General features: G+C 55.5%; 24 protein-coding genes and 2 tRNA genes. 16 read left to right on the top strand and 10 right to left on the bottom strand.

Annotation, left to right across the window (positions count from 1 at the left end):
- Positions 1 to 30: 30 nt before the first annotated feature.
- A complete protein-coding gene (locus THINI_RS04455; RefSeq protein ID WP_002707458.1) occupies positions 31 to 810 on the top strand; it encodes a DUF2189 domain-containing protein in 780 nt (259 codons plus the stop codon).
- Positions 811 to 835: 25 nt separating this feature from the next.
- Positions 836 to 1,735, top strand: a complete 900-nt coding sequence (cyoE, locus tag THINI_RS04450; RefSeq protein WP_245536574.1) for a heme o synthase — start codon at positions 836 to 838, stop codon at positions 1,733 to 1,735.
- A gap of 286 nt (positions 1,736 to 2,021) precedes the next feature.
- Here cyoE and THINI_RS04445 read toward each other — a convergent pair whose 3' ends face one another.
- The 3 genes from THINI_RS04445 to THINI_RS04430 all read right to left on the bottom strand — a co-directional run bounded on the left by THINI_RS04445 (position 2,022) and on the right by THINI_RS04430 (position 5,511).
- Positions 2,022 to 3,362 carry a cbb3-type cytochrome c oxidase subunit I gene (locus tag THINI_RS04445; protein ID WP_002707456.1) on the bottom strand — a complete coding sequence of 447 codons (1,341 nt, stop codon included), beginning with the start codon at positions 3,360 to 3,362 and terminating at the stop codon, positions 2,022 to 2,024.
- Positions 3,359 to 4,378: a DUF2189 domain-containing protein gene (locus THINI_RS23170; protein ID WP_002707455.1), complete on the bottom strand. Its 1,020-nt coding sequence runs from the start codon at positions 4,376 to 4,378 to the stop codon at positions 3,359 to 3,361. Before THINI_RS23170 ends, THINI_RS04445 begins: the two co-directional genes overlap by 4 nt.
- A gap of 110 nt (positions 4,379 to 4,488) precedes the next feature.
- Entirely contained in the window at positions 4,489 to 5,511 is a 1,023-nt protein-coding gene (locus tag THINI_RS04430; protein ID WP_002707454.1) for a GDP-D-glucose phosphorylase 1 family protein, read from the bottom strand.
- Between the two features lie 104 nt (positions 5,512 to 5,615).
- Between THINI_RS04430 and THINI_RS04425 the strand changes: the two genes are divergently transcribed.
- The 11 genes from THINI_RS04425 (at position 5,616) to THINI_RS04375 (ending at position 15,905) form a co-directional block, all read left to right on the top strand.
- A tRNA-Val gene (locus THINI_RS04425) sits at positions 5,616 to 5,692 on the top strand.
- A 53-nt stretch (positions 5,693 to 5,745) separates the two neighbouring features.
- Positions 5,746 to 7,668 carry a threonine--tRNA ligase gene (gene thrS / locus THINI_RS04420; RefSeq protein ID WP_002707453.1) on the top strand — a complete coding sequence of 641 codons (1,923 nt, stop codon included), beginning with the start codon at positions 5,746 to 5,748 and terminating at the stop codon, positions 7,666 to 7,668.
- A gap of 24 nt (positions 7,669 to 7,692) precedes the next feature.
- Positions 7,693 to 8,214: a translation initiation factor IF-3 gene (gene infC, locus THINI_RS04415; protein ID WP_002707452.1), complete on the top strand. Its 522-nt coding sequence runs from the start codon at positions 7,693 to 7,695 to the stop codon at positions 8,212 to 8,214.
- Between the two features lie 169 nt (positions 8,215 to 8,383).
- A complete protein-coding gene (rpmI, locus tag THINI_RS04410) occupies positions 8,384 to 8,584 on the top strand; it encodes a 50S ribosomal protein L35 (protein WP_002707451.1) in 201 nt (66 codons plus the stop codon).
- A 14-nt stretch (positions 8,585 to 8,598) separates the two neighbouring features.
- Positions 8,599 to 8,958 carry a 50S ribosomal protein L20 gene (rplT, locus tag THINI_RS04405; RefSeq protein ID WP_002707450.1) on the top strand — a complete coding sequence of 120 codons (360 nt, stop codon included), beginning with the start codon at positions 8,599 to 8,601 and terminating at the stop codon, positions 8,956 to 8,958.
- Positions 8,959 to 9,074: 116 nt separating this feature from the next.
- Positions 9,075 to 10,094, top strand: coding sequence for a phenylalanine--tRNA ligase subunit alpha (gene pheS, locus THINI_RS04400; RefSeq protein ID WP_040840028.1), 1,020 nt, complete (start codon positions 9,075 to 9,077; stop codon positions 10,092 to 10,094).
- 13 nt (positions 10,095 to 10,107) lie between these two features.
- On the top strand, positions 10,108 to 12,495 hold the full coding sequence (gene pheT / locus THINI_RS04395; RefSeq protein ID WP_002707448.1) for a phenylalanine--tRNA ligase subunit beta: 2,388 nt from the start codon (positions 10,108 to 10,110) through the stop codon (positions 12,493 to 12,495).
- Between the two features lie 23 nt (positions 12,496 to 12,518).
- Complete coding sequence (gene ihfA / locus THINI_RS04390) at positions 12,519 to 12,824, top strand: integration host factor subunit alpha (RefSeq protein ID WP_040840026.1); 306 nt, start codon at positions 12,519 to 12,521, stop codon at positions 12,822 to 12,824.
- Entirely contained in the window at positions 12,799 to 13,182 is a 384-nt protein-coding gene (locus tag THINI_RS04385) for a MerR family transcriptional regulator (protein ID WP_002707446.1), read from the top strand. Before ihfA ends, THINI_RS04385 begins: the two co-directional genes overlap by 26 nt.
- Positions 13,183 to 13,232: 50 nt before the next feature.
- Positions 13,233 to 13,309, top strand: a tRNA-Pro gene (locus THINI_RS04380).
- Positions 13,310 to 13,529: 220 nt separating this feature from the next.
- Positions 13,530 to 15,905: a sugar-binding protein gene (locus tag THINI_RS04375; RefSeq protein ID WP_002707445.1), complete on the top strand. Its 2,376-nt coding sequence runs from the start codon at positions 13,530 to 13,532 to the stop codon at positions 15,903 to 15,905.
- Between the two features lie 7 nt (positions 15,906 to 15,912).
- Here the strand turns inward: THINI_RS04375 and THINI_RS04370 are convergent, their stop codons facing one another.
- Positions 15,913 to 16,482 (bottom strand): hypothetical protein, encoded by a 570-nt coding sequence (locus THINI_RS04370; protein ID WP_002707444.1) that lies wholly within the window; start codon positions 16,480 to 16,482, stop codon positions 15,913 to 15,915.
- A 75-nt stretch (positions 16,483 to 16,557) separates the two neighbouring features.
- Here THINI_RS04370 and THINI_RS04365 point away from each other — a divergent pair, with 75 nt between their 5' ends.
- Positions 16,558 to 16,896, top strand: coding sequence for a nucleotide pyrophosphohydrolase (locus THINI_RS04365; protein ID WP_002707443.1), 339 nt, complete (start codon positions 16,558 to 16,560; stop codon positions 16,894 to 16,896).
- An 18-nt stretch (positions 16,897 to 16,914) separates the two neighbouring features.
- Here the strand turns inward: THINI_RS04365 and THINI_RS04360 are convergent, their stop codons facing one another.
- From THINI_RS04360 to THINI_RS04335, 6 genes are all read right to left on the bottom strand, one after another.
- Positions 16,915 to 18,657 carry an ABC transporter ATP-binding protein gene (locus THINI_RS04360; protein ID WP_002707442.1) on the bottom strand — a complete coding sequence of 581 codons (1,743 nt, stop codon included), beginning with the start codon at positions 18,655 to 18,657 and terminating at the stop codon, positions 16,915 to 16,917.
- Between the two features lie 42 nt (positions 18,658 to 18,699).
- Positions 18,700 to 19,932, bottom strand: a complete 1,233-nt coding sequence (locus THINI_RS04355) for a TIGR03862 family flavoprotein (protein WP_002707441.1) — start codon at positions 19,930 to 19,932, stop codon at positions 18,700 to 18,702.
- Positions 19,929 to 20,702 (bottom strand): ABC transporter permease, encoded by a 774-nt coding sequence (locus THINI_RS04350; protein ID WP_002707440.1) that lies wholly within the window; start codon positions 20,700 to 20,702, stop codon positions 19,929 to 19,931. The genes THINI_RS04355 and THINI_RS04350 overlap by 4 nt, the downstream gene beginning before the upstream one ends.
- Positions 20,699 to 21,628, bottom strand: coding sequence for an ABC transporter ATP-binding protein (locus THINI_RS04345; RefSeq protein WP_002707439.1), 930 nt, complete (start codon positions 21,626 to 21,628; stop codon positions 20,699 to 20,701). Before THINI_RS04345 ends, THINI_RS04350 begins: the two co-directional genes overlap by 4 nt.
- 117 nt (positions 21,629 to 21,745) lie before the next feature.
- The gene (locus THINI_RS23165) at positions 21,746 to 22,807 is read right to left on the bottom strand and encodes a PAS domain-containing sensor histidine kinase (RefSeq protein WP_002707438.1); all 1,062 of its coding nucleotides are present in this window, start codon (positions 22,805 to 22,807) and stop codon (positions 21,746 to 21,748) included.
- Positions 22,804 to 23,505 carry a response regulator transcription factor gene (locus tag THINI_RS04335; RefSeq protein ID WP_002707437.1) on the bottom strand — a complete coding sequence of 234 codons (702 nt, stop codon included), beginning with the start codon at positions 23,503 to 23,505 and terminating at the stop codon, positions 22,804 to 22,806. Before THINI_RS04335 ends, THINI_RS23165 begins: the two co-directional genes overlap by 4 nt.
- 144 nt (positions 23,506 to 23,649) lie before the next feature.
- On the opposite strand from THINI_RS04335, the gene THINI_RS04330 reads away from it, so the two are divergent.
- Both THINI_RS04330 and THINI_RS25015 read left to right on the top strand, forming a co-directional pair.
- On the top strand, positions 23,650 to 23,853 hold the full coding sequence (locus THINI_RS04330) for a hypothetical protein (protein ID WP_002707436.1): 204 nt from the start codon (positions 23,650 to 23,652) through the stop codon (positions 23,851 to 23,853).
- Complete coding sequence (locus tag THINI_RS25015; protein WP_002707435.1) at positions 23,832 to 24,014, top strand: hypothetical protein; 183 nt, start codon at positions 23,832 to 23,834, stop codon at positions 24,012 to 24,014. Before THINI_RS04330 ends, THINI_RS25015 begins: the two co-directional genes overlap by 22 nt.
- The last annotated feature ends 2 nt before the right edge of the window (positions 24,015 to 24,016 follow it).

Raw genomic sequence — 24,016 nt, 5'->3', positions numbered from 1 at the left:
ATTTCAACAACGCAAAGAGGAGAACGTGTTATGGCTACAATGAGTAGTATGGATCACATGGCAGAAGCACCCCGTCTGGTGGTGCGTAAAGTCGATTCTGAAGCCTCCATGCGCTGGCTCAATGCTGGCATCAAGGATTTCAAGGCGTCGATGGGAGCCAGTATTACCTATGGCATGGTTTATGTTGTGCTGGGGTTGTTATTGGCAGCGATGGCCTGGAGCAATCCGATCTTCATTACCACCATGGCAGCGGGTTTTCTAATCATAGGCCCGATTGTGGCAGTCGGTTTTTATTGTATGAGCCGCACGCTGGAGCAGGGCAGTACACCCCATTTCACCCAGGGGATAGATGGTTTGCGCTTCAATGCCATCAGTCTGGTTAGTTTTGCGCTGGTGCTGGGTGTGTTGATGGGTATTTGGGCATTGCTGTCATCCGTGACGGTAGCTCTGATGTTCAATAATGTCACCATCACGAATAGCCTGCTTGATACCCTCCTGAGCCAGGAAGAGTTTGTGCCTTTCCTGTTTGCCTGGATGCTGGGCGGTGGCCTGATTGCCGCCGTTGCTTTTGCTATCAGCGTTGTTTCTGTGCCGCTAATTACTGACAGACGTGTGGACTTTGTAACTGCGATGATCACCAGCGTCAAGGCAGTGTTGGCTAACCCGGGCGTAATGCTGAGCTGGGCGCTGATTTTGGCGACGTTGATGTTCCTCGGCTTTATTTTCTTTTTCGTTGGGTTGGCCATTACCTTGCCGATTGCTGGCCATGCAAGCTGGCACGCCTACCGTGACCTGATTGCCGAAGAGTAAATGCTGAGCCACTATCTGGAGAATAATGATGATTAATGCCGCTGCCATTGATGCAGGAGTGAACTGGAAAGCCTATCTCGGCTTGTGCAAACTGAAGGTGGTAAGCCTGATCGTGTTTACCGCCATGGTCGGGATGTTGCTGGCTACCCATGATTCCGTGCCGTTGACGACCCTTTTTTGGGGCTTGTTAGGCATTGGCTTGGGCGCTTCCTGCGGGGCGGCAATCAATCACATTGTCGATCAGCACATTGATGCTGTCATGCAGCGCACGGAAAACCGCCCGTTGCCGCAACATCAGCTTAGTACAGCGCAGGCACTGGTGTTTGCAGCGGGGCTGGGCGTGTTGTCTTTAGTTATCCTCGGCGTCATGGTTAACTGGTTGACGGCAGCGTTGACGCTGGCTTCGATGGTCGGCTATGCAGTCATTTACACCATGTTCCTGAAGCGTTCCACCCCGCACAATATCGTGCTGGGTGGGGCGGCTGGCGCAGCGCCGCCGGTGTTGGGCTGGACTGCCGTAACGGGGGAGTTGCATACCGACGCACTGCTGCTGTTCCTGATTATTTTCATCTGGACACCACCGCATTTCTGGCCGCTGGCGATCAAGCGCCGGGAAGACTACCGCAGGGCAGGTGTACCGATGTTGCCCGTGACCCACGGCGTGGCCTTCACCAAGCTGAATATCGTGCTGTATACGCTGATGCTGATTGCAGTGACGCTGATGCCGTTCCTGACCCACATGAGTGGCGTACTGTATTTGCTGACAGCTATCGCATTGGGCGCTGGTTTCCTGTATCACGCGGTCGTGCTGTACCGCAGTGAAGGCGACCAGCACGCGATGAAAACATTCGGCTATTCGATTTTCTACCTGAGCGTGTTGTTTATTGCGTTGCTGGCGGATCACTATTTGTTGGCGTGGCTGTAGGCTGGGTATCTATTGCTGCTATTATCCCCGCGTCCAAAAGCGCAGGTTGCAGTTATAACAGCGATAGTACGATTTGCCCCACGCAAACAGGCTTCGCCAGAAGCCAGGGCGGACACGGCGCGCGGCTGATAAGCAACGTGAACAAGTGCAGACATTCGTTATCGCCATATGATTAGGGTTCCCTTGATTCCCATTAAGTTGTCTAATGTTACCACCCTTTAGGGCAAGAAATGGGCATTATTTTTCCATATCAAGTCGGAATATCGGGGTAGGGAAAGTGCCTGTTTCAAATTTGCGCCCGGGCATACATCGCACGCAATGCCACGATCACGAAAATACCCCCGCCAATAATGGCGATCAGGCCACCCAGCCCCATCATGCCCATGCCGAGGATTTGGGGTAGGTCGTGCAAGCCCTGCGCTGCCCCCGCAGTTTTACGCTGTACCCCATAGCCACCTGACCATGCCAAACCCAGGATATGCATCAACTGGCCGCCGCCATAGACATACGGCTGCCATGCAGCCCATTTTGACACCACCGGCTGGAAACCCAGGCGCGGCAGCAGGTAGTAAGTCAACCCCATGAACGCCAGCGTTACCCCAACAATTGAGCCGTGGTAGTGGGCTGGGATAACCACGTTCACCCCATGGATCAGGAAACCGATAATGCCCCCCGCCGCGAACAGGATGATAGAGGCATACAGCGCATTACGCTGTGGATGCAAGCCCACATCCCCCGCCCGTGTGGTTGTCAAGGCATAAAAAGCTGCCATTGCGCCGAGTGGCAGGGACGTCAGCCCGCCGTATTTCATCAAATGGGTAAAAGCCGCGCGGTGTTCAGCTGAAGCAAGGTCGTGTTGCATATAAATGTACGGTACGGCCAGCACCGGCAGCAACATCAGCCCGAACAGAATTTTGGCGGGCAGGGGGGCAAGCTGCACAGACGCACCAGTCGCTTCTGCCAGCCACAACCAAGCCACGATCAGCAGCAGGGTATGCGCAAATTGCAGGGTATGGCCGCCACCCCAGAACAGTAACTCATAGAAAGCCTGCCCGCTGTAATCCGCAGGCATGTTGACCCCGCTCATCAGCAGGGCAAGCAGCGCAACAGCTTCCGTCAGAATGCTGAGGTAAATTCCCGTTTCGACCGGAACCCGCCACTCCGCTACCATCAGCGAGCGGATAATCAACCAGGTAAACCCTACGCCAAATATTCCCAACCCCCACAGAAAGACCGGTTGCTGCAATATGGGTACATAGTTGTTCAACAGGGGGTTGCCGTCCCCGGTGAAGGGCGACAGCGTAATCAGCGCCGTACCGACAGCCGCGACGGCCAGAATGGATTTATCCCACAAGGGCTGGTTGATGCGGCTATTGGCCGTCCATAGCACCCCAGCAAAGGCAATAAACCAGATCACCACCGACAGCACCACATGCACCACCAGCGCAGTATGGAAAAAGTCCAGCCAGGGAATAACGTCCTGCACGCCCGGCGTGCGTGACAACACCAGCAGCAACGAGAAAACCCCTGCCGCCAGCAATGCAAAAACACCCAGCTTCAACCAGCCCGCAGCAAGCGTGCGGGCGTGGCCTTGTGGGGCAGGCAATACAAATGTCTGTTGTTTCAATCTTCTACCGTCTCACGATAAGCGTGCCAACTGGCATGGCCAATGACTGGCAATGTTACCGCAAGACCAATGAAAAACGCACCCATTCCTAAGATCATCATGATGGCAATCATTGCCGCCCAGCGCATCATCACCACCGGGTTTTTCGCCACAGCACGGATGCTGGTTGAAATCGCCGTCATCAGGCCTACATCCCGGTGGGAGATGTATTGCACAGTAACAACGCTGATGCTGAAAGCCACCAGCGCCAGTGCAAAGCCGCAGGAGACAAAGGTTACGAAAAAGGGCAGGAAATTGGCATCCCCCAGCAAGGTTTGCCAGCCACCGCTAATCAGCCCGGTGTTGCCAAAAAACAAGCCAAACAGCATGGCAATCAGCCGTGCCCACACCACCAGCAGCACCAGTAAGATGATTCCGGCAGTGATGGTATCCGCCCGTCGATGGCTGGCCAAGGGAACCGATATGATCGCGACCGCCGACGCCAGCAAGGCCAGTACCAAACCGCTGAGGATGAAAATGGCGAAAAACGGCAAGGAATTTTGCCCGTTCATGAGCGCGCCCAGGCTATCCATCACCAGCGGGCTATTCCCGAAAAACAGATTGACGACCGCTGTGGTGATGACAGTCCATAGCAGGATGACCATCCCCAAGATCAGGCCGAACATGATCAGCTTGAAAGTACTGAAACGCGCGTTGGAAAGCGCGTGCAGCAGGGAAGGGGTTTCACCGTCTTCGATCCTGTGGCTCATGTCATACAACCCCACCGCCGCCAACGGACCAATCAACATGAAGCTCGACAGCAGGAACAAGGTAAAGATGGGGTTGGCCGGGCCTAGCCATATCATCAGGATACCGGCGATGGTAAACACCAGCCCGTAAGCCAGGCTGGCGACGGGTCTGGCCCGCATATCATCCCAGCCTTTTCCCAACCAGCGCATTGGGGCGCCTGTGTCGAGTTTACGGATGCCTGGATCAGGCTCACTGGCAGCCTGCTGGCCGCTTGCAATAGATGTCATGAACTTATCCTCCTCTGGCGAAACTCCGTTGTGTTTTGAAATTATGGAGTATTTTAGTGGTTTCCCCCTTTAGGAAGTTTATAGGAGCATAATTGATAAAAATCAAATAATCATGATGCCAATTGGGTAGGGAGGCTGGCGTGCAGTTGCGCCAGTTGGCGGAAAATGGTGTTGGCGTCCAGTGCCGTAGCGGTTTGCATATCCGGCAGGGTGAACACGCCGCAGGCTTCGTGCCAAGCGATGCCTTGCGCCCAGGCAGGCAATTCCACCGTACCTTGCCCTTTGCGTGGCAGGATGTAACAGGCATCCGCCCGGTACAGCAAGTTGTAGGGCTGGTTGGCCTGATGCAGCGACGCGATGGTTTGCCAGGACGCTTCCACGGAGTTGGTACGCAGACATTCCAGTGGATAAGCTTCCGCCCCGCCATTATGCCGCCAGCGGGGCAGTTCTACCGGGAACGGTGTTGCCCGCACAAACCCCTGAAAATGTAACTGGTTGATAGAGGCATAAGCCCCCAGGCTGTTAAAGGCCATGCCCAAACCCGGCAGGCTTTCCGCTGTGTTGGCAACCAATTCCATCATACGGGTATGGTGCGTTTGGGTCAGGAATTGCGGCAGGGTCTGTTCCGCTTCCGGCACTACTAGCAAATGCCAGGGCGCAAACGGAAATTTGTTGTACATCACCCGCAGGTTCATGCCTGCCGTAACGCCTTCCCACAAGATTTCAGGGCGCAAAAATGGCTTGTTGAAATGGAATTTGCCGGGGGCGAATGGCAGGCGGATTTCCCGGAAAACGTCGCTGGAAACACGCGCAGGGCGCAGGGAACGCAGTGGGTTGGTTACCAGCTCCCAACCATCGAGGGTGTGGAGCTGCCAGGAAGATAGCTCGTCTATACCGTTGGCGGATAGCGCCGCAAAGACTGCCTTGTCATCTTCCGGGCCAGCGGGGGCAAGTGCTTGCAAGTGTTTGAAGGTTTCACCCAATGGATTCCGTAGCAAGGTGAACAATGCCTTATCCTGCATACTGTTGGCCAGCACCAGGATAAATGCTCCCAATCCATCCGGCGAGAGCATTTGTTGCAGGCCAGCAGCGAAACGGCGTTTGAAATCTGGCAAGTTAGGGGCGATGAACATCGGTATGGGTTCCTTGGCGGTTTGGCGCAGTGTAACAGCCCTGCCATGACAAAAAAATCTTGCACTCCTAACCAATCCCGCTATAATCTGCCTCCTTCGACGACAGGCGTATAGCTCAGTTGGTTAGAGCACCACCTTGACATGGTGGGGGTCGTTGGTTCGAGTCCAATTACGCCTACCATTCCTTATTAATAACCATGTGACCCCTCGTATAGGCCACCACTGGAGCATAATATGCCAGTTATTACCCTCCCTGACGGAAGTCAACGTTCTTACGAAACTCCCCTTTCTGTTCTCGCAGTTGCAGCCGACATCGGCGCAGGTCTTGCCAAAGCGACGCTTGCAGGCAAGGTCGATGGGGATTTGGTCGATGCCAGCTATGTGATTGACCATGACGCAGCCTTGAGCATTGTCACGGCCAAAGACGCAGAAGGGCTGGACATTATCCGCCATTCCTCTGCCCACCTGATGGCGCAGGCAGTCAAACAATTGTTCCCGGATGTGCAGGTTACCATCGGGCCGACTATTGAGAATGGCTTCTACTACGATTTTTCCACCCCACGCCCGTTCACGCCGGAAGACTTGCAGGCGATTGATGCGAAGATGCAGGAACTGATCAAGCAGGATATTCCGGTCGAGCGCAGTACCTTGCCGCGTGACGAAGCAATCAGTTTCTTCAAAGGCATGGGTGAAGCCTACAAGGCCGAGATTATCGAAGGCATCCCGGAAGGGCAGGTGCTTTCCCTCTATCGCCAGGGTGATTTCATTGACCTGTGCCGTGGGCCGCATGTGCCGAGTACCGGCAAGATTCCTGCCGTCAAGGTGATGAAGGTTGCGGGCGCGTATTGGCGTGGCAATTCCAACAACGAGATGTTGCAGCGCATTTACGGCACGGCGTGGACTAACAAGAAGGACTTGCAAGCCTATCTGACCATGCTGGAAGAGGCCGAAAAGCGCGATCACCGCAAGCTGGGCCGTCAGCTGGATTTGTTCCATTTTGAGGAGCAGGCACCTGGGTCGGTGTTCTGGCATCCCAAGGGCTGGACAGTTTTCCAGGAACTGATTGGCTATATGCGCAAGCGCCAGCAGCAGGCTGGTTATGTCGAGGTCAATACGCCTGATGTCATGGATCGTAGCCTGTGGGAAACCTCCGGCCACTGGTTCAACTATCGTGAAAACATGTTCACCACCACCACGGAAGACGAACGTGTATTTGCCCTCAAGCCAATGAACTGCCCCGGTGGCATGTTGATGTTTGCGCAGGGGCTGAAAAGTTACCGTGACCTGCCGTTACGGATGGCCGAATTCGGCAAGGTGCACCGCTATGAGCCATCCGGTGCTTTGCACGGCTTGATGCGGGTACGGCACTTTACCCAGGATGATGCCCACATTTTCTGCACCGAAGAACAGATGGCGCAGGAATGTAAAGATGTGGCGGCACTGGTACTGGACATTTATAAAGACTTCGGGTTTGAAAATGTCCACATTAAACTTTCCACCCGCCCGGAAAACCGTATAGGCAGCGACGAAATCTGGGACAAACTCGAACACGCACTGGCGGATTCCCTGGAGAGCATGGGGCTGCCCTACACCCTGTTCCCCGGTGAAGGCGCATTCTATGGCCCGAAACTGGAATTTGTACTGCGCGATGCCATAGGACGTGACTGGCAGTGCGGTACTTTGCAGGTGGACATGAGCCTGCCGGAACGTTTCGACCTGACTTACGTGGCAGAGGACAATAGCCGCAAGCGCCCGGTTATGTTGCACCGCGCCCTGTTTGGTTCACTGGAACGGTTCACCGGCATCTTGATCGAGCATTACGAGGGCAAGTTCCCGTTGTGGTTGGCACCAACCCAGGCCGTCGTAATGAATATCACTGACAAGCAGGCCGATTTCGTGCAAGATGCAGTCAAGCAATTGCTACATGCAGGCATCCGTGCGGTCGCAGACTTGAGAAATGAAAAAATTGGTTTTAAAATCCGCGAACATACCATGCAGCGTGTGCCCTACTTGTTGGTAGTCGGTGACCGCGAAGTGGAAACACAATCTGTCACCGTGCGCACGCGCTCCGGCAAAGACTTGGGGAATTTCACCCTGGCTGATATACAGCAATGTCTGGGCGAGGAGATTGCTGCGCGCGGTTCAATGCTTTTATAAGGCTGTAAAACGAGGACTCAACTTATCGCTCTCGAAAAAGAACACCGCATCAATGACGACATCAATGTTCCGAAGATTCGTCTGATTGATGCCGAAGGTGAGAATAAAGGCGTAGTCTCCCTGCGGGACGCGCTGGAAATGGCTTACGACGCTGAACTCGATCTGGTGGAAATCGTGCCCAATGCGAAACCACCGGTTTGCCGCATTATGGATTACGGCAAATTCCGCTTCGACGAAAGCAAGAAAGCCGCCATGGCCCGTAAAAACCAGAAGCAGGTGCAGGTCAAGGAAATCAAGATGCGTCCGGCGACGGATGAAGGCGATTACCAGATCAAAATGCGCAAGCTGAAAGAGTTTCTGGACGAAGGCGATAAGGTCAAGGTTACCCTGCGTTTCAAGGGGCGCGAAATGGCGCACAAGGAACTGGGGATGGATGTCCTCAAGCGGGTTGAAAAAGAGCTGGAAGAGCTGGCGGTTGTCGAACAGTTTCCAAGGCTCGAAGGTCGCCAGATGGTCATGATGCTGGCACCGAAAAAGAAAGTATAAGAAAATCGCCCCACCCCCCCCTTTTTTCAAGGGGGCTAACTAAGGCAGGAGTTCTTGCCTCCCCCCTTTGAAGAAGGGGGATCGGGGGGGATTTTCTTCAAACATCATCCTGTTAAGGTAAGGCACTCTTGCAGGATGTTTTATCTACCTCTAGTTGAAGGAGACAAAGATGCCTAAGATGAAATCGAGCCGCGCTGCGGCCAAACGCTTCAAGAAGTCCGGTAGCGGCCTGTTCAAGCGCAAGCAATCGCACCTGCGTCACATTCTGACCAAGAAGTCCACCAAGCGTAAGCGTCAGTTGCGTTCCGGCGACAACTACGTTGTTGCTGCGGATCACGCTAGCATTCAAAAAATGTTGCCTTACGCCTAAGGAGGAACTGACAAATGGCAAGAGTAAAACGTGGTGTAACGGCACACGCCCGTCACAAGAAAATTCTGAAGTTGGCTAAAGGTTACTACGGTGCCCGTAGCCGTGTTTACCGTGTTGCACACCAGGCAGTTATCAAGGCAGGCCAGTATGCATTCCGTGACCGCCGTCAGAAAAAACGCCAGTTCCGCGCCCTGTGGATCGTGCGTATCAACGCTGGTGCACGTCAGTTTGGCCTGTCTTACAGCCGCATGATGAATGGCCTGAAGAAAGCGGGTATTGCGCTTGACCGCAAAGTACTGGCTGATTTGGCTGTGCATGACATCGCGGCGTTTGGTGCAGTAGCAGAAAAGGCAAAAACTGCCCTGGCTGCCTAAGCTGCATTAAAGTGCACTAAAAAGTACCCTTAACCGGGTGAGCAAAGGCGGGGGGAAGGTTTATGCCTCTCCCCGCCTTTTGCTTTTTCATCACAACCCCAAAAAAGGAAATCGTCGTGCAAAGTTTGCTGGAACTGATGGGCCACGCCCACGAGCAGATTTCGCAAGCCGCCAGCCTTGCTGCGCTGGATCAGGTGCGGGTGCAATATCTGGGTAAGAGTGGCCTGCTGACCGAGCAGCTCAAGCAACTGGGCAAGTTGCCGCATGAAGAGCGTAAAGCTGCTGGCGCGGAAATCAACAATGCCAAGCAGGTGTTGACTGTAGCGATTGAAGACCGCAAGCAAAGTCTGCAAGCCGAGGCGCTGAATGCCCGTCTGCAAGCGGAAAAGGTCGACGTAACCCTGCCAGGCCGCCGTATGGATACCGGCAGCCTGCATCCGGTAACTTTGACCATTCAACGCATTAGCGGGATCTTTGCACAGCTGGGTTTCAGTCTGGCAGAAGGCCCTGAAATCGAAGACGATTTCCATAACTTTACGGCGCTGAATATTCCGGAGTCGCACCCGGCACGCGCTATGCACGACACGTTCTACATGGAAAGCGGGTTGCTGCTGCGTACCCACACGTCTTCTGTGCAAATCCGTCACATGGAACACAACCCCCCACCGTTGCGCATTATTGCGCCGGGGCGTGTATACCGTTGCGATTCCGACATGACCCATAGCCCGATGTTCCATCAGGTGGAAGGGCTGATGGTAGATGAAGATGTTACCTTCGCTGACCTGAAAGGCATTCTGGAAGCTTTCTTTAAAGCATTCTTTGAAGTGGATGAGCTGCCGACCCGGTTCCGCGCCACTTTCTTCCCGTTCACCGAACCATCAGCGGAAACCGATATCCAGTGCGTACATTGTGGCGGCGATGGTTGCCGCGTGTGTAAGGGTACTGGCTGGCTGGAGGTCATGGGCTGTGGCATGGTGCATCCGAATGTGCTGAAAAATGTCGGGATCGACAGCGAGAAATACACCGGTTTCGCCTTTGGTTTCGGTGTCGAGCGGCTGGCAATGTTGCGCTACCAGATCAATGACTTGCGCGTAATGTTTGATAACGACGTGCGTTTCCTGAAACAGTTCAACTAAGCGGGGTAACCTTATGAAAGTCAGTGAAAAATGGCTGCGTGAGTGGATTGATACGCCGCAAACGCTGGATGCAATCGCCGACAAGCTCACCATGTCTGGCTGTGAAGTAGAAGCGCGTGACCCGGTGGCGACCGCTTTTACCGGCATTGTGGTTGGTCATGTGTTGGAGCGTGAAAAACACCCTGATGCCGACAAATTGAGCCTGTGCAAGGTAGACAATGGCCGGGGCGAAACCCTGCAAATCGTTTGTGGCGCAAGCAATGTGCGTGCTGGTATCAAGGTGCCGTTGGCGCTGATTGGCGCAGTACTGCCGCTGCCGGATGGCAAGGATCTGAAGATCAAGAAAGGCAAGCTGCGTGGCGTTGAATCCTTTGGTATGTTGTGTTCCTCCACCGAACTGGGCATGTCGGAAAAGTCCGACGGCTTACTGGAGCTGCCAGACGATGCGCCGGTCGGGATGGACATCCGCAAATACCTGCAACTGGACGATGAAGTTATTGAGCTGGCGATTACCGCTAACCGTGGCGACTGTATGAGCATGATCGGGGTGGCGCGCGAAACTGCCCTGGTAATGGATGTGCCGCTGCATGTGCCGGAAATCCCATCCTGTACTACCCAGCATACCGACACTTTCCCTATCGACATTCAGGCGGCGGATGCCTGCCCGCGTTATGCAGGCCGCATCATCCGCAACATCAACCCGCAAGCGCCGACCCCGGTGTGGATGCAGGAAAAGTTGCGCCGCGCTGGTATCCGCAGCATCTCTGCCACCGTGGACGTGACCAACTACGTGTTGCTGGAGCTTGGCCAGCCGATGCACGCTTTCGATCTCGACAAATTGCAAGGCGGCATTATGGTGCGTTACGCCAATGAGGGTGAAACGCTGGTAATGCTCGATGGGCAAACCGCCACCCTGCGCGCCGATACGCTGGTGATTGCTGATACCGCCAATCCGGTGGCTATGGCGGGCATCATGGGTGGTGAACCCACGTCGGTTACTGATGCCACCCGTAATGTATTCCTGGAAAGCGCCCATTTTCGCCCCGACAAAATCATGGGCAAGGCGCGCAGCTACGGTTTGCAAACCGACTCTTCTGCCCGTTTCGAGCGCGGCGTAGATCCGGATATGCCGCTCACGGCGATGGAACGTGCCACGCAACTGATCGTGGACATTTGTGGCGGTGAAGTCGGGCCGGTGGTTGATACCTGCGCGGATGCCAGCGTGCTGGAACGCAAATCCATCCTGCTGCGCCCTGAACGTATCCGTCGCGTGCTGGGCGTGACCATGGACGATGCTACTGTGGAAGGCGTATTGGCGCGCCTCAATTGCGCATTTACCAGCACCGATGCAGGGTGGCAGGTGAAAGCCCCACTGGCGCGTTTTGACCTCGCCATTGAGGAAGATTTGATCGAGGAATTGGCGCGCGTGCGTGGCTACGACTCGATTCCGGCGGAACTGCGCCCGCGTGCACCACGCATTACCCAGCCGAGCGAAAAGTCCGTAGGGCAGGGCAGGTTGCGCAACCTGCTGGTGGCGCGTGGCTATCAGGAGGCTGTTACGTTCAGTTTCGTTGACCCCAAAATGGAACAGACGCTTGCGCCAGCCGTTGGCAGTATCGCGCTGGCCAACCCGATTTCTGCTGATTTGGGCGTCATGCGCAGCACACTTTGGTCTGGCTTGTTGCGTTCTGTAGCCTATAATCTGAACCGGCAGCAGAGCCGGGTGCGCCTGTTTGAGCTTGGCCCGGCTTTTTCTCAGGATGAAGCTGGCAAGCTACAGCAGCAAACCCGTCTGGCTGGCGTGATAACCGGCAATCTGTACCCGGAACAGTGGGCACAGACAAACCGCCCGGTTGATTTCTACGACCTGAAAGGTGATGTGGAAACCCTGCTGGAACAGGTTGTCGGAACGAACTTCCATTTTGCACCGGTGGCACATTCAGCTTTGCATCCTGGCCAGTCGGCCGAAATTATGACAGATACGGAAGTTGTCGGCTGGATGGGTATGGTGCACCCCCGCATTGAGGAAAAACTGGGTTTGGAGCAGCCGGTATACCTGTTTGAACTGGATATGGAACAGTTGATGCAGCGTATTTTGCCGAAATACCAGGCCATTTCCCGCTTCCCGGCCATCCGCCGCGACCTCGCGTTACTGGTCAGGCAGGATGTTTTGGCGGTAGCATTGGAAAATGCCGTTAAAAAAGCGGCTGTTCCCCAATTGGTGTCCTATTATTTATTTGATGTCTATGCGGGTAAAGGCATACCCGATGGCCAGAAAAGTGTCGCTTTAAGCTTGATTTTACAGGATTTTTCGCGCACTCTAGAAGATGCGGAAATAAACAGGATAGTCGATGGCGTCGTGGCTTCGCTTCAGGATGAAGTCGGCGCAGTATTGCGTTAAAAACAGGAAAAACGTGCATGACAATAACATTAACCAAGGCAGACATGGTTGAACATCTGTTTGAAGAACTGGGTTTGAACAAGCGCGAGGCCAAGGATTTGGTCGAAATGTTCTTCGAGGAAATCAGTGACGCCCTGATAACCGGCAAGAACGTGAAATTGTCCGGTTTTGGCAATTTCATGCTGCGTGACAAGACGCAGCGCCCGGGGCGTAACCCGAAAACAGGGGAAGAAATTCCTGTGACGGCGCGGCGCGTAGTCACGTTCCGCCCCGGCCAGAAGCTCAAGCAGCGGGTAGAGGAATATGCAGGAAGCGGCGACGCCGAATAGCCAGTTACCGCCCATTCCAGGCAAACGCTATTTTACCATCGGTGAGGTGAGTGACTTGTGCGGCGTAAAAACGCACGTGTTGCGTTATTGGGAACAGGAATTCCCATCCCTCAAGCCGATGAAACGGCGTGGCAACCGGCGTTATTACCAGCGGGAAGATGTCCTGCTGATCCGCCAGATCCGAGCCTTGTTGTACGAGCAGGGCTACACCATCAGTGGCGCGCGGCAGAAATTGCTGGAAGATGCCCATAACCCTCCACCCGCCCAACTTCCGCCCGAACCCATCGTGCTCGACGGGCAAGATTTTACGCCGGTGGTGCAGGAACTGGAGCGTATCCTGTACCTCCTGCGTGGTTGATTTCAACTTGAGCTTGCCAGCCCGTTAGGGTAAGCTTGCATCCCTTCGGTCGGGGCGTAGCGCAGCCTGGTAGCGCACCACACTGGGGGTGTGGGGGTCGGAGGTTCGAATCCTCTCGTCCCGACCAATTACTTGATTCATGCGGTGTCATGCCGTACCAAAAGCCCTTACAGGCCGTAATCTGTAAGGGCTTTTGTTGTATCAGGCTGTACCATGCGGTATCACCCAAGCCCACGCCAAAGGCTGTACTATTGTCCGTATCTCAACTTGATAATGTGGAGATACGGACATATGGAAAGAAAATTAACAGAGGTGAATTTGTGGCATTCATCGCCTAAACTTGGCGGATGCTACGTAAAATCATCACAATTCTATTAGCCCTTGCCCTGTTGCTGGTTCTCCTGCAAGCCGGGCTTTATCTTTACCGGGAATGGCGCAAACCACAACCGGTGACGCAGCCCCCGCAAACACAGCCAACGCCGCCTGTCGGGCAGGTAGAGTTACCCGCCATCCAGCAGGAATCCTCCCTCGGCATCAACACGAATGAAATCGGCTACAGCGATGCCAGCATTCCATTCGTTGACCTGTTCCGTTCTGCCAATCCCTTCCAGGAAAACATCCTGCATTTAAAGGCGGAAAATGTTACCTATGACGCCAACGGCTGGCCAAGTAACCTGAATGGCGGCGAGGCAGGAACCCGTTTTCTTGGCGAATTGCCGCCTGACACGATCCCGGCAAGTGAATACACGGTGTTGTATGACGGTGATGGCGAACTGCGCTATGGTAATGATGCGGTGTTGGTCAGCCACTCGCCGGGGCGTGACATCATCAAGCTCAACCCCGGAACCAATGGCCGTCTGGATGCCAGTCTGGTGATTGCCTACACCAATCCGGACGATTACCTGCGCAATATCCGCATTCTGCCACCGGGCGGCATCTGCCAGAACAATCCGCTCAAGCGGGCGGAAGATGCCAGTGCTTGTACAGCGACGGATGGCATGTTCCTGCCATTCGTGGATTACTACGACCAGATTGTGTTCAACCCCGATTATCTGGATTTCATGAAGGATTTCCAGGCCATCCGTTTCATGCCTATGTCCGGTATCACCCGCAACCCGGTGGAGCATTGGGCCGACCGCCCGCGCATGGAAGAGGCTACCTGGGGTGGAACCTACGGCGCACGCGGTGCACCGCTGGAAATCATGGTGGAACTGGCCAATCGCCTGCACAAGGATGCTTGGTTCAACATCCCCCACGCCGCCGATGACGAATATGTGCGTGAATATGCCGCCTACGTGCGCGACCACCTCAACCCTGAACTGAAAATCTACCTGGAATATTCCAACGAAATCTGGAACGCTACCTTCAGCCACGACGAATACACGCAGAAAAAGGGCATCGAACTGGGGCTGGGGCTGAATGCGGCGGAAGTGGGTTACGAATATTACACCATCCGCGCCCGGCAGATTTTTGCTGAGTGGGAACAGGTGTTCGGTGGGCGTGACCGTTTCGTGCGGGTATTGGGGGGTTGGGATACACGCCCGGATTTCGCCGAGAAGGTGCTGAGTTACGACGATACTTACCAAAACGTGGATGCGCTGGCGATTGCGCCGTATTTCGGTGGTAATATCAAGGGTTTCCGCGAATCCAGTACGGTGGATGACATTTTCCGCCTGACGACTGACAAGAATTCCTACCGTTCCCTGCCCGAAGTGCTGGAAGGGGTACGCAAACACGCCAAACTGGCGCAACAGTTCGGGGTCGACCTGCTGGGCTACGAAGGCGGGCAGGGGCTGGTGGACTGGGCAACCCGCAAACCCGACCAGCACCCCAACCCGCTACTGTTTGCCGCCAACCGTGACCCGCGTATGGGGGAGCTTTACACGCAATTCCTCGACGGCTGGGGGCAGGAGGGCGGTAAGTTGCTGATGCTGTTTTCCGCCCCGCGTACCTGTCAATGGTTTGGTTGCTGGGGTTTGAAGGAGTACATTACCCAGCCGCGCACGCAAGCCCCCAAATACAATGCAGTGCTGGATTTCATCGCTCAGCACAAGCAATGGTGGGTGGATCAAACCTTGCCCAAACCAGCCCATAATCCACTGGCCACCCAGCCGCGTGACCCGAATGAGCCTGTCATCGTCTGGCGGCCAGCCCGCGAGCCGGATCGGGTGTTTTTCCTGGAAAACCCGCGCACGCTGGATTTGCTGCTGGAAGGCAGCGTCTGGGACAAGCGCAACCTGTTCGGCAAGTGGCAGGGTAAATGGGATGATGATTTCCTGTTCCTGACCGTGCGCGCCTACGACAGCAAGCGGGTGTGGGATTCGGATAATCCCCAGGATGATGATTCCATTATGTTCATGCTTGATACGGATAACAGCCGGGATGGGCATCTGGACGGGAAACACGACTACCAGCTGGTGTTCACCTGTGGCCAGGATCAGGCCACGCTGGGGGAAAATTCTGCCCCATTATCGGCGGAAGCCTTGCACAGCATCCGTTTTGACATGCGTGCCGTGTATGACGGCTACTGGCTGGAAGCCTGGATTCCGTGGAAAGCGTTGGGCATGAAGCCGAAAATCGGTGACCGGGTGAGTGCCAATGTTGCCATCAATGATGACGATGATGGCGGAAGCCGCGATGGCAGGGTTACGTGGATGGCACAGGATAAAAACGCCCTCAATGACCCCAGCCAGTGGGGCGTTATCCTGTTCAGCGGAAGATAACTTCCCCTCACTCCCCCTTTTGCAAAGAAGCTGGAAGCTGGGTAGTGCCACGGTTATTGGGTGGCAGGCTGGTTTTGCTCCCTCCCCTGATCAACGGGGGCTGGGAAGCGTTTCTTCGCTCCTGCCGGATGCGTAAGATGTAACCGCCGAGTGCTCCGCCTGCTGTTGTCAGCGTCAATAACCCCAGCGTCATGAACTGCGTCAGCAGCAGCAACCCGCCCAATCCCGCCGCGCCCGCAAACGCCATCCCTACCTTGATATTGGCCTGGGTGGAAGTACGGCGCACTTCCTGGATGGTTTCCTTTTGCGCCTGTTTGACTAGCCGGGTTTTGGCGCGTTCAGCATTGACGCGCAGGTTTTCACGCTCGCGCGCATGATTTTCCTGCAAACGGCTGATGGTATCCTTGTGCTGGTGGGAAGCAATGCTGCCAAACCAAGCCGCTGTCACCAACCCAATAATCACGATTGGCGTAGCCAAACGCAGCCACCCCCAACTTTCCAGCTCTGAGGGGGTCAACAGCACCAGCGCCGCCGTAAGGGCTTGCAGCAGCAAAATGCCGGGAAGAAATTTCAACACGATGCGTGTCCTTTTATTCTGTCAGGTCGGGTTACTGGCATTATAATGGTTTCTGCATTTCAACGGGACAATGCCATGCTGCCTGCCGATTTGATAGAAGAATTACTGGGTTTCCGCACCGAACGTGACTGGGAACAGTTCCACGCCCCGCGCAACCTTGCCATATCCCTGTCACTGGAGGCCAGCGAAGTGCTGGAACTGTTCCAGTGGCAAGACCCGCGCGGCGAAGCGGTGCAGGCATTGCTGCCGCGCCTGCGAGAAGAGTTGGCGGATGTGGCGGTTTACCTGACCTACCTGTGCCACGATTTGGGCATAGACCTGGAAGCCGCAGTCCGCGAAAAAATGCTGCAAAACCGCCGCAAATACCCTGTGGAACTCTCCAAAGGATCTGCAAAAAAATACACCGAATTGTAGCCACGGATGGGCCGACGTTTAATCTGTCCGTAAGAACTCACCACTCTGGTGCTGCCACATCTCAAAGTATTTGCCGTGTAGCGCCAGCAGTTCGGCGTGCGTACCTTGTTCGATAATGAGCCCATTTTCCAGCACCACTATCCTGTCCATGCGCAGGATGGTAGCCAGCCGGTGGGCGATAACTATCGCCGTCTTGTTTTCGATCAGCTCGAAAATGGCGACCTGAATTTGTTGCTCGGTGAGGGAATCCAGCGCGCTGGTGGCTTCGTCCAGTACCACGATTGGTGCATCGTCGAGGAAGGCCCGTGCAATCGCTACCCGCTGCTTTTCGCCACCTGACAGTTTAACCCCACGTTCCCCGACCATGGTGGCAAAACCCAGCGGTAATTTGTCGATGAACTCCAGTGCCTGTGCCTTGCGGGCAACCTCGCGTAGCTGCTCTTCGCTGATGGATTTGCCCAAGACGATATTGTCGCGGATGCTACGGTGAAACAGTTCCGGTTGCTGTGGCACCAGCGAAATTTGTGAACGCAGCGATTCCAGCGTGAAACCCTGCGCATCCACCCCGTCGAACAGGATGCTGCCCTGTTGCGGCTCGACAAAGCGGAACAGCAATTTGGTCAGGGAAGTCTTGCCGGAGCCGGAATGGCCCACCAACGCCACTTTTTCGCCCGGTTTGATATGCAGGTCAAAACCGTTGAACAACCCAGCCCCGCCATAGGCAAAACCGATATTCTCGAAGCGGATGTCGCCTTGACTGATCGTATGTGCCTGTGTCCCTGGCTTATCCTGCTCCACATCCGCCTGCCGGAACACATCGGCCATTTCGCGTGCATCCGCCAATACGGTGAAAAAGCGCCGGAAATCGCGCCCGAAATCCCACAGCCGCCGAATCAGCAGCAGCAGGATGCTCTGGAACAGCACGAATTCCCCAATCTGGAAACCACCTGTTTCCCATTTGCGGATCATCAGGTAGACCAGCAGCAGTTCAATCCCGAACACCAGCAAGCCCTGTACGGCGAACGACACGAACATCAGCAGCCAGGCAATATTGCGCCGCTTATAGGACTCGTCGGCAAGGTCGCTGATATTGCTGCGTTCCTGCTGCTCCAGGGCAAAACTTTTGACGATGGAAATATTGGCGATGCCATCTGAATACGCGCCGCCGAGTTTGGAATCCAGTTCCGCCACACGGGTGTCGAACTTCAATTTCCACACCAGATAGCCAGCGCTCCAGCCGATGAAAATCACCACCCAGATCAGGAAATACAGGGCAAAGCGCGGTTGTTGTTGATAGAAGATGATGAAGGACAGCGTAATCATCAACAAACTGCCGTAGAACTGGAAAATCAGCCAGTCAATGACGGTTTCAAACGCCTTGATGAAGCGGTTGGCCTGCTTGACCAGGCTACCGGCAAAATTGTTCTCGAAAAAGTGGTAGCGCTGCCGCACCAGCACCTCGAAACAGCGTTTGTCGAGCAGGTTCAGCCCCCAGCTCTGGAACATGATCATGCCCAGTTCCAGCGCCCGCCAGCTTAGCCAGATGCCTGCGTACATCAAGGCGATCATGCCCAGGCTGTATAACAGTTGGGATTCAATGTCGGGGGAATAGGCTTGCGCCAGCCCGTTGGCAATGTCTTTGTAGTATAAGGGTACGGCAACATCCAGCCCCACGCCGCCACTGATGCCCAGTACCACTACCAGGAACCAGCCCCATTTCTGGCGGATGATGCTTCCATATTCGCGAAAAATAACGTCCATGCGGGGATGGTAGCAGAGCAGGTGGGGAAAATCCTGACGGTTTCAGGTAACGGTTTGGGTTTGCAGCCAGCGGATCACGCCTTGCCCGGCCTTACACCCGGTGGCGAAACAGGCGGTCAGCAGGTAGCCGCCGGTGGGCGCTTCCCAATCGAGCATTTCCCCGGCGCAGAACACGCCCGGCATGGCGCGCAGCATCAGGTTTTCATCCAGCGCCTCGAAGGGGACGCCGCCAGCGGTACTGATGGCTTCGTCGATGGGGGTGGTCGCTATCAGCGTCATGGGGATGGCTTTCAGGGTGGAAGCCAGTAGCGGCAGGTTTTGCCACTGTGATTTATCCAGCACTTCAAACAGGAGCGCTGTTTTTGCGCCATCCAATCGGAAACGGCTTTTCAGGAAAGCGCCCAGTGTTTTGCTGGCTGGTTTGTTGTGCAAGGCCGCTTCGATTTGTTCACGGCTGTGGTTAGGCAGCAAATCCAGATGCAGGGTGGCGCTACCGCGTGCCGCTATCATGTCGCGCAGGCGGGCGGAAAAAGCGTAGATCAGGCTGCCTTCCACCCCACGTTCCGTCAGGATCATTTCGCCCATGCGCGTTTCGGTTTGCCCCGCCAGATCCGTGAAGCTGAGGGTGACGGATTTCAGCGGGGAACCGGCAAAGCGGGTGCGCAGGTGTTCGCTCCAGCGGCAGAGGAAGCCGCAGTTGGCGGGTTGGAGTGGTGCGATTGGGATATTCCGTGCTGACAGCAGCTTTGCCCACGCACCGTCGCTGCCGAGCTTTTTCCAGCTTCCACCGCCGAGGGCGAGGATGATGGGAGGGGTTTCTTTAACAACCATGCCTTGCGGAGTCTGAAAAACAAGCTGCCCCTGCTCATCCCACCCCAGCCAACGATGACGGGTGTGCACGCGCAAGCCTTTGCGTTTCAACCGTACCAGCCACGCCCGAAGTAAGGGGGCTGCTTTCATTTCCTTGGGGAATACCCGACCCGATGTGCCGATGAAAGTTTCCACCCCAAGTTCCGCGCACCACTGGCGTAATGCCTCTGCGCCGAAAGTTTCCAGCAAAGGCTGCAACTCCGGCTGGCGCTCGGCGTAGCGGCTGCAAAATGCGTCGAAAGGTTCGGAGTGGGTGATGTTCAACCCGCCGATTCCGGCTAGCAGGAACTTGCGCCCGACAGTAGGCATGGCGTCGTACAGGTCAACGGCATACCCGGCATTGACTAGTTGTTCGGCAGCCATCAACCCGGCAGGGCCACCACCGATGATGACACTGTTGCTCAACTCCGAATCCCAGTCCCCTTATTCAGCAAATACAGGCTAAACCCACCCAGCAACAGGATAAAGCCCGCAATCACCCCATAACTCACCCACACCGGCATATCCGACACACCCAGAATTCCAAAGCGGAAGCCATTCACCATATACAGCACCGGGTTCAGCAGCGATACCTTTTGCCAGAACTCAGGTAGCGTGGAAATCGAGTAAAACACCCCGCCCAGATAGGTCAGTGGCGTCAGCACAAAGGTGGGGATGATATTGATGTCGTCGAAACTGCGTGCGTACACGGCATTGATGACCCCCGCCAGCGAGAACAGCACCGCCGTCATGGTGACGATGGAGGCCATTACCCAGAAATGTTGCATGTGCAGGTGGGTGAAAAGCAGCGAGATCAACGTTACCGCGATGCCTACCGCCATGCCCCGTGCCACCCCGCCACTGACGAAGCCTGCCAGGATGATCCAGTTCGGGGTAGGCGACACCAGCATTTCCGCAATATTGCCCTGGAACTTGCTGCCGTAAAACGACGCCACCACATTGGCGTAGGCGTTGGTGATTACCGTCATCATGATCAAGCCGGGCATGATGAAATCAATGTAACGATGCCCATCCATTTCGCCGATTTTCTCGCCAATCAGGTTGCCAAAAATCACGAAATACAGCGAAGTGGTGATCACCGGCGGCAGTATGGTCTGCTTCCAGATGCGGCTAAAGCGTAACACTTCCTTGATCAGGATGGTGTAATAGGCTGTCCATTTCTGTGCTGCATTCATGGTTTGTTGCCCTCCACCAGTTCCAGGAACAGTTGTTCCAGCCGGTTGGTTTTGTTGCGCATACTGTGGACTTGCACGCCCTGATCGTTGAGGAAGGCAAACACCTGGTTGAGCGAGTAATGTTCCTTGTGGAAAGCGACTTCCAGCGTGGTCGGGTCTTGTAGGCTGCAATGGCACAGGTTCGAGCTGGTTGATGGCAGTTCTACCAGCGGTTCGGCCAGGTCAAACACGTAACTTTCGGTATCCAGCCGGTTGAGCAGCTTTTTCATGCTGGTGTTTTCGATCAGCTCGCCCTTGTCGATGATGCCGATGTTACGGCACAGGCTTTCGGCTTCCTCCAGGTAATGCGTGGTGAGGATGATGGTGGTGCCTTCCGCATTCAGTTTGCGCAGGAAATCCCACATCGAGCGGCGGATTTCGATGTCCACCCCGGCAGTAGGCTCGTCGAGGATCAGCAATCGTGGCTGGTGGATCAGGGAACGCGCAATCATCAGGCGGCGCTTCATCCCGCCGGACAGGTTGCGTGCCATTTCGCGGGCTTTTTCCCACAAGCCCAACTGTTTGAGCAGGGTTTCAGCGCGGGCGAACGCTTCCTTGCGGGGGATGCCGTAATAACCGCCCTGGTTGACCACAATTTCCACCACTGGCTCGAACATGTTGAAATTGAATTCCTGTGGCACCAGCCCGATCTGCGCTTTGGCCTGTTCGCGCTGGCTGTCGAGGTCGTAGCCAAAAATGTTGACCTTACCCGCCGTCTTGTTCACCAGCGAGCTGACAATGCCGATGGTGGTGGATTTTCCTGCACCGTTTGCACCCAGCAGGGCAAAGAAATCCCCCTGTTCCACCCGCAGGTCAATACCCTTGAGTGCAGCGAAGCCGTTATTGTAAGTCTTGCGTAGACCCTGAATGTCCAGTGCAGTCGTCATGCGTTTTTTCTGTTGGAACCGAAAGCAGGGATGGTAGCACGATCCTGCGCGTAGGGTTTATTGCCGTCAGTACGCAACCTTCGTATCAGAAACCCTGGAAGCTGATCAGGCGCTGATTTACTGAGCTTTCTGAATGGGGAGCGTGCAGCAGACCCGGCAGCCAGAGGTGTTGCCCGTAATGTTCAACTGAGCGCCGATCAGGTTGGCGCGGTAACGCATGATGTGCAAGCCCAATCCCCCTTGTTGCGAGGCGTTGGTGGGTAGGCCACCGCCATCGTCTTGTACGCAAAGCAAGGTTAGCCCGTTTTTTTGTTTCAGGCTAAGTTCAATATTGCGTGCGCCCGAGTGCCTGATGGCGTTGGTGACGGCTTCCTGGGCAATGCGGTAAAGGTGGGTGGCGATACGGCTGTCGGGGATGCTGACAGGGCTGCGGATAGAGGCTTGGCAATTGATGGCGGTCGCAGCGCGGTTGCTTTCAGCCAGCGCGTTCAGTGCCGTGCTCAGGCCGTCAGGGTCAATTGCTACCGGGGCCAGGCCACGGGCGATGGAGCGGGCTTCGGCCAGTGCTTCGCGGGCATGGTGCGCTAAGACGGCAGCGGTGGAAGCGTCCGGGCTGCCAGACCGTTCCAGCTTGCGGGCGAGGCTGGTGGCCAGCAAATCCAGCGCGGTCAGTTGCTGACCCAAACCATCGTGGATTTCGTGGCCGATACTTTCCTGTTCCAGGGTGCTGGCGTCGATGACTTGCTGTTCCAGCCGCTTGTATTCGCTCAGGTCGCGGATAATGAAGGAAAACTGCCCGAGGCTATCGATTTCACCAATCGCCAGTTCCACCGGGAACAGGCTGCTGTTGCGCTTGCCCATGCGTTCCAGATTGCGCCACGGCACGCGCGGGCGGGGCTGGCGCAGGAATTCATCCAGGAAATCCGCTGCGCGTTCGTTTTCGGCCATCACGATCAGGGTGTTGATGTCCTGCCCGGCCACCTGATTGGCCTGATAGCCAAACATGCGTTCGGCGGCTCGGTTGAAGTCGAGGATGCAACCATTGCTGTCGACGCAGACGATGGCTTCGGCGGCATTGTCCAGAATGGCCAGCAGGCGGTATTCGTTTTCCCGCAGTTGGCGCAGGCATTCTTCCTTGCTCTGGTTTGCCGGGAAGGCTGGTTTGTTTATGCTTATCATGGGGTACGCTCTTTGGCCGGGTGTTCCAGCAGCCATTGCATGGCGAAACGGTTCAGCTCGCTGGCGGAGTCGATGCCGAGTTTTTTCTTGAGTTTATCGCGGTGGGTTTCGATGGTTTTGACGCTTAGGTGCAGGCGTGAGGCAATTTCACTGGCACCGACGCCTTCGCCGACCAGCCAGAACACTTCCAGCTCCCGGTCGGACAGGTTGGCCAGTGGGGAATCGTCGTCATGGGAGCTACCCTGGGTCATGCCGAGCAAAATCCGTTCCGTCACCCGTTCGCTCAGGTAGACTTTTCCGGCCAGCACTTTGCGGATGGCTTCTACCACGTGTTCTGCGGCTTCCTGTTTGTTGACGTAGCCCATCGCACCGGCGCGGATGGCGCGTTCGGCATACAGGGATTCGTCGTGCATCGACAGCACCAGCATCCGCACCGGCGTCCCCGCCGCCTTGATGTGCCGGATCAGGCTGAAACCGCTGCCTTCCCCCAGGGAAATGTCGATGATGGCAAGGTCAGGTGTACATTCTTTCAGGCGTTGCAGCGCTTCGCCTTGCCCGGCGGCTTCCGCGCACACGTCCATATCCGCTTCATTGCTAATCAGGGATGCCAGGCCAGCGCGCACCAGCGGGTGGTCATCCACGACCAGGATGCGCCAGCGGTGCAAGGTTTTTTCCGTCGTATGGGATGCGGTGCTCATGGTGGGCAGTCTTTCATAGCTAACGCTACGCTGACAAGCATGGAATCCCCGATATGACGGTCAGGGAAACACCTATATCCTGATTCTCCGTGGGGCATTTACACTGCTTATCCAAAAGGAACTGGCAAATCAGGAAATATTAATATGAGCCATTTACGGCAGTCCTTAACCGTTACCCGTTGGGAAATGGAAAAACGGCGGGATGACCTGTTCAGGCGGGGTGATTTAGGCGCGATGTGCTGGTTGTTGCGGATACAGGCTGTACAGCCGCAGGGTGCTGGTGTGGAAAAACCGGCGGCAAACATGATAGAGAGAGGAGACGGGAAATGGCAGGATTCTGGGTGGTAATGGTGGGCGTTTTGGCCTGCGCAGCTGCTTCCATCGGTGCATTCACCTGGTGCAAGCGCAATGGGCGGCTGAAAGAACTGGAACATGCCTACCGCCAGCAACGGCGGGATATGTCCCTGGGCGAAGACATGAAGGCGTCACGGCCAGCAAACATCCAGTAACA

The organism is Thiothrix nivea DSM 5205, from assembly GCF_000260135.1.
GTDB lineage: Bacteria > Pseudomonadota > Gammaproteobacteria > Thiotrichales > Thiotrichaceae > Thiothrix > Thiothrix nivea.
This window is presented reverse-complemented; position numbering and strand designations above follow the sequence as displayed.

Excerpts from the sequence above, each read along its gene's own strand:
- THINI_RS04385 (WP_002707446.1), top strand. The coding sequence starts at position 12,799 with ATGCAGGAAGCGGCGACGCCGAATAGCCAGTTACCGCCCATTCCAGGC.
- THINI_RS04345 (WP_002707439.1), bottom strand. The coding sequence starts at position 21,628 with ATGACGACTGCACTGGACATTCAGGGTCTACGCAAGACTTACAATAAC.
- cyoE (WP_245536574.1), top strand. The coding sequence starts at position 836 with ATGATGATTAATGCCGCTGCCATTGATGCAGGAGTGAACTGGAAAGCC.
- THINI_RS04360 (WP_002707442.1), bottom strand. The coding sequence starts at position 18,657 with ATGGACGTTATTTTTCGCGAATATGGAAGCATCATCCGCCAGAAATGG.
- rplT (WP_002707450.1), top strand. The coding sequence starts at position 8,599 with ATGGCAAGAGTAAAACGTGGTGTAACGGCACACGCCCGTCACAAGAAA.
- pheT (WP_002707448.1), top strand. The coding sequence starts at position 10,108 with ATGAAAGTCAGTGAAAAATGGCTGCGTGAGTGGATTGATACGCCGCAA.
- rpmI (WP_002707451.1), top strand. The coding sequence starts at position 8,384 with ATGCCTAAGATGAAATCGAGCCGCGCTGCGGCCAAACGCTTCAAGAAG.
- THINI_RS23170 (WP_002707455.1), bottom strand. The coding sequence starts at position 4,378 with ATGACATCTATTGCAAGCGGCCAGCAGGCTGCCAGTGAGCCTGATCCA.
- THINI_RS04455 (WP_002707458.1), top strand. The coding sequence starts at position 31 with ATGGCTACAATGAGTAGTATGGATCACATGGCAGAAGCACCCCGTCTG.
- THINI_RS23165 (WP_002707438.1), bottom strand. The coding sequence starts at position 22,807 with ATGATAAGCATAAACAAACCAGCCTTCCCGGCAAACCAGAGCAAGGAA.
- THINI_RS04350 (WP_002707440.1), bottom strand. The coding sequence starts at position 20,702 with ATGAATGCAGCACAGAAATGGACAGCCTATTACACCATCCTGATCAAG.
- THINI_RS04375 (WP_002707445.1), top strand. The coding sequence starts at position 13,530 with ATGCTACGTAAAATCATCACAATTCTATTAGCCCTTGCCCTGTTGCTG.
- THINI_RS04430 (WP_002707454.1), bottom strand. The coding sequence starts at position 5,511 with ATGTTCATCGCCCCTAACTTGCCAGATTTCAAACGCCGTTTCGCTGCT.
- thrS (WP_002707453.1), top strand. The coding sequence starts at position 5,746 with ATGCCAGTTATTACCCTCCCTGACGGAAGTCAACGTTCTTACGAAACT.
- THINI_RS25015 (WP_002707435.1), top strand. The coding sequence starts at position 23,832 with ATGGCAGGATTCTGGGTGGTAATGGTGGGCGTTTTGGCCTGCGCAGCT.
- THINI_RS04365 (WP_002707443.1), top strand. The coding sequence starts at position 16,558 with ATGCTGCCTGCCGATTTGATAGAAGAATTACTGGGTTTCCGCACCGAA.
- THINI_RS04330 (WP_002707436.1), top strand. The coding sequence starts at position 23,650 with ATGAGCCATTTACGGCAGTCCTTAACCGTTACCCGTTGGGAAATGGAA.
- THINI_RS04335 (WP_002707437.1), bottom strand. The coding sequence starts at position 23,505 with ATGAGCACCGCATCCCATACGACGGAAAAAACCTTGCACCGCTGGCGC.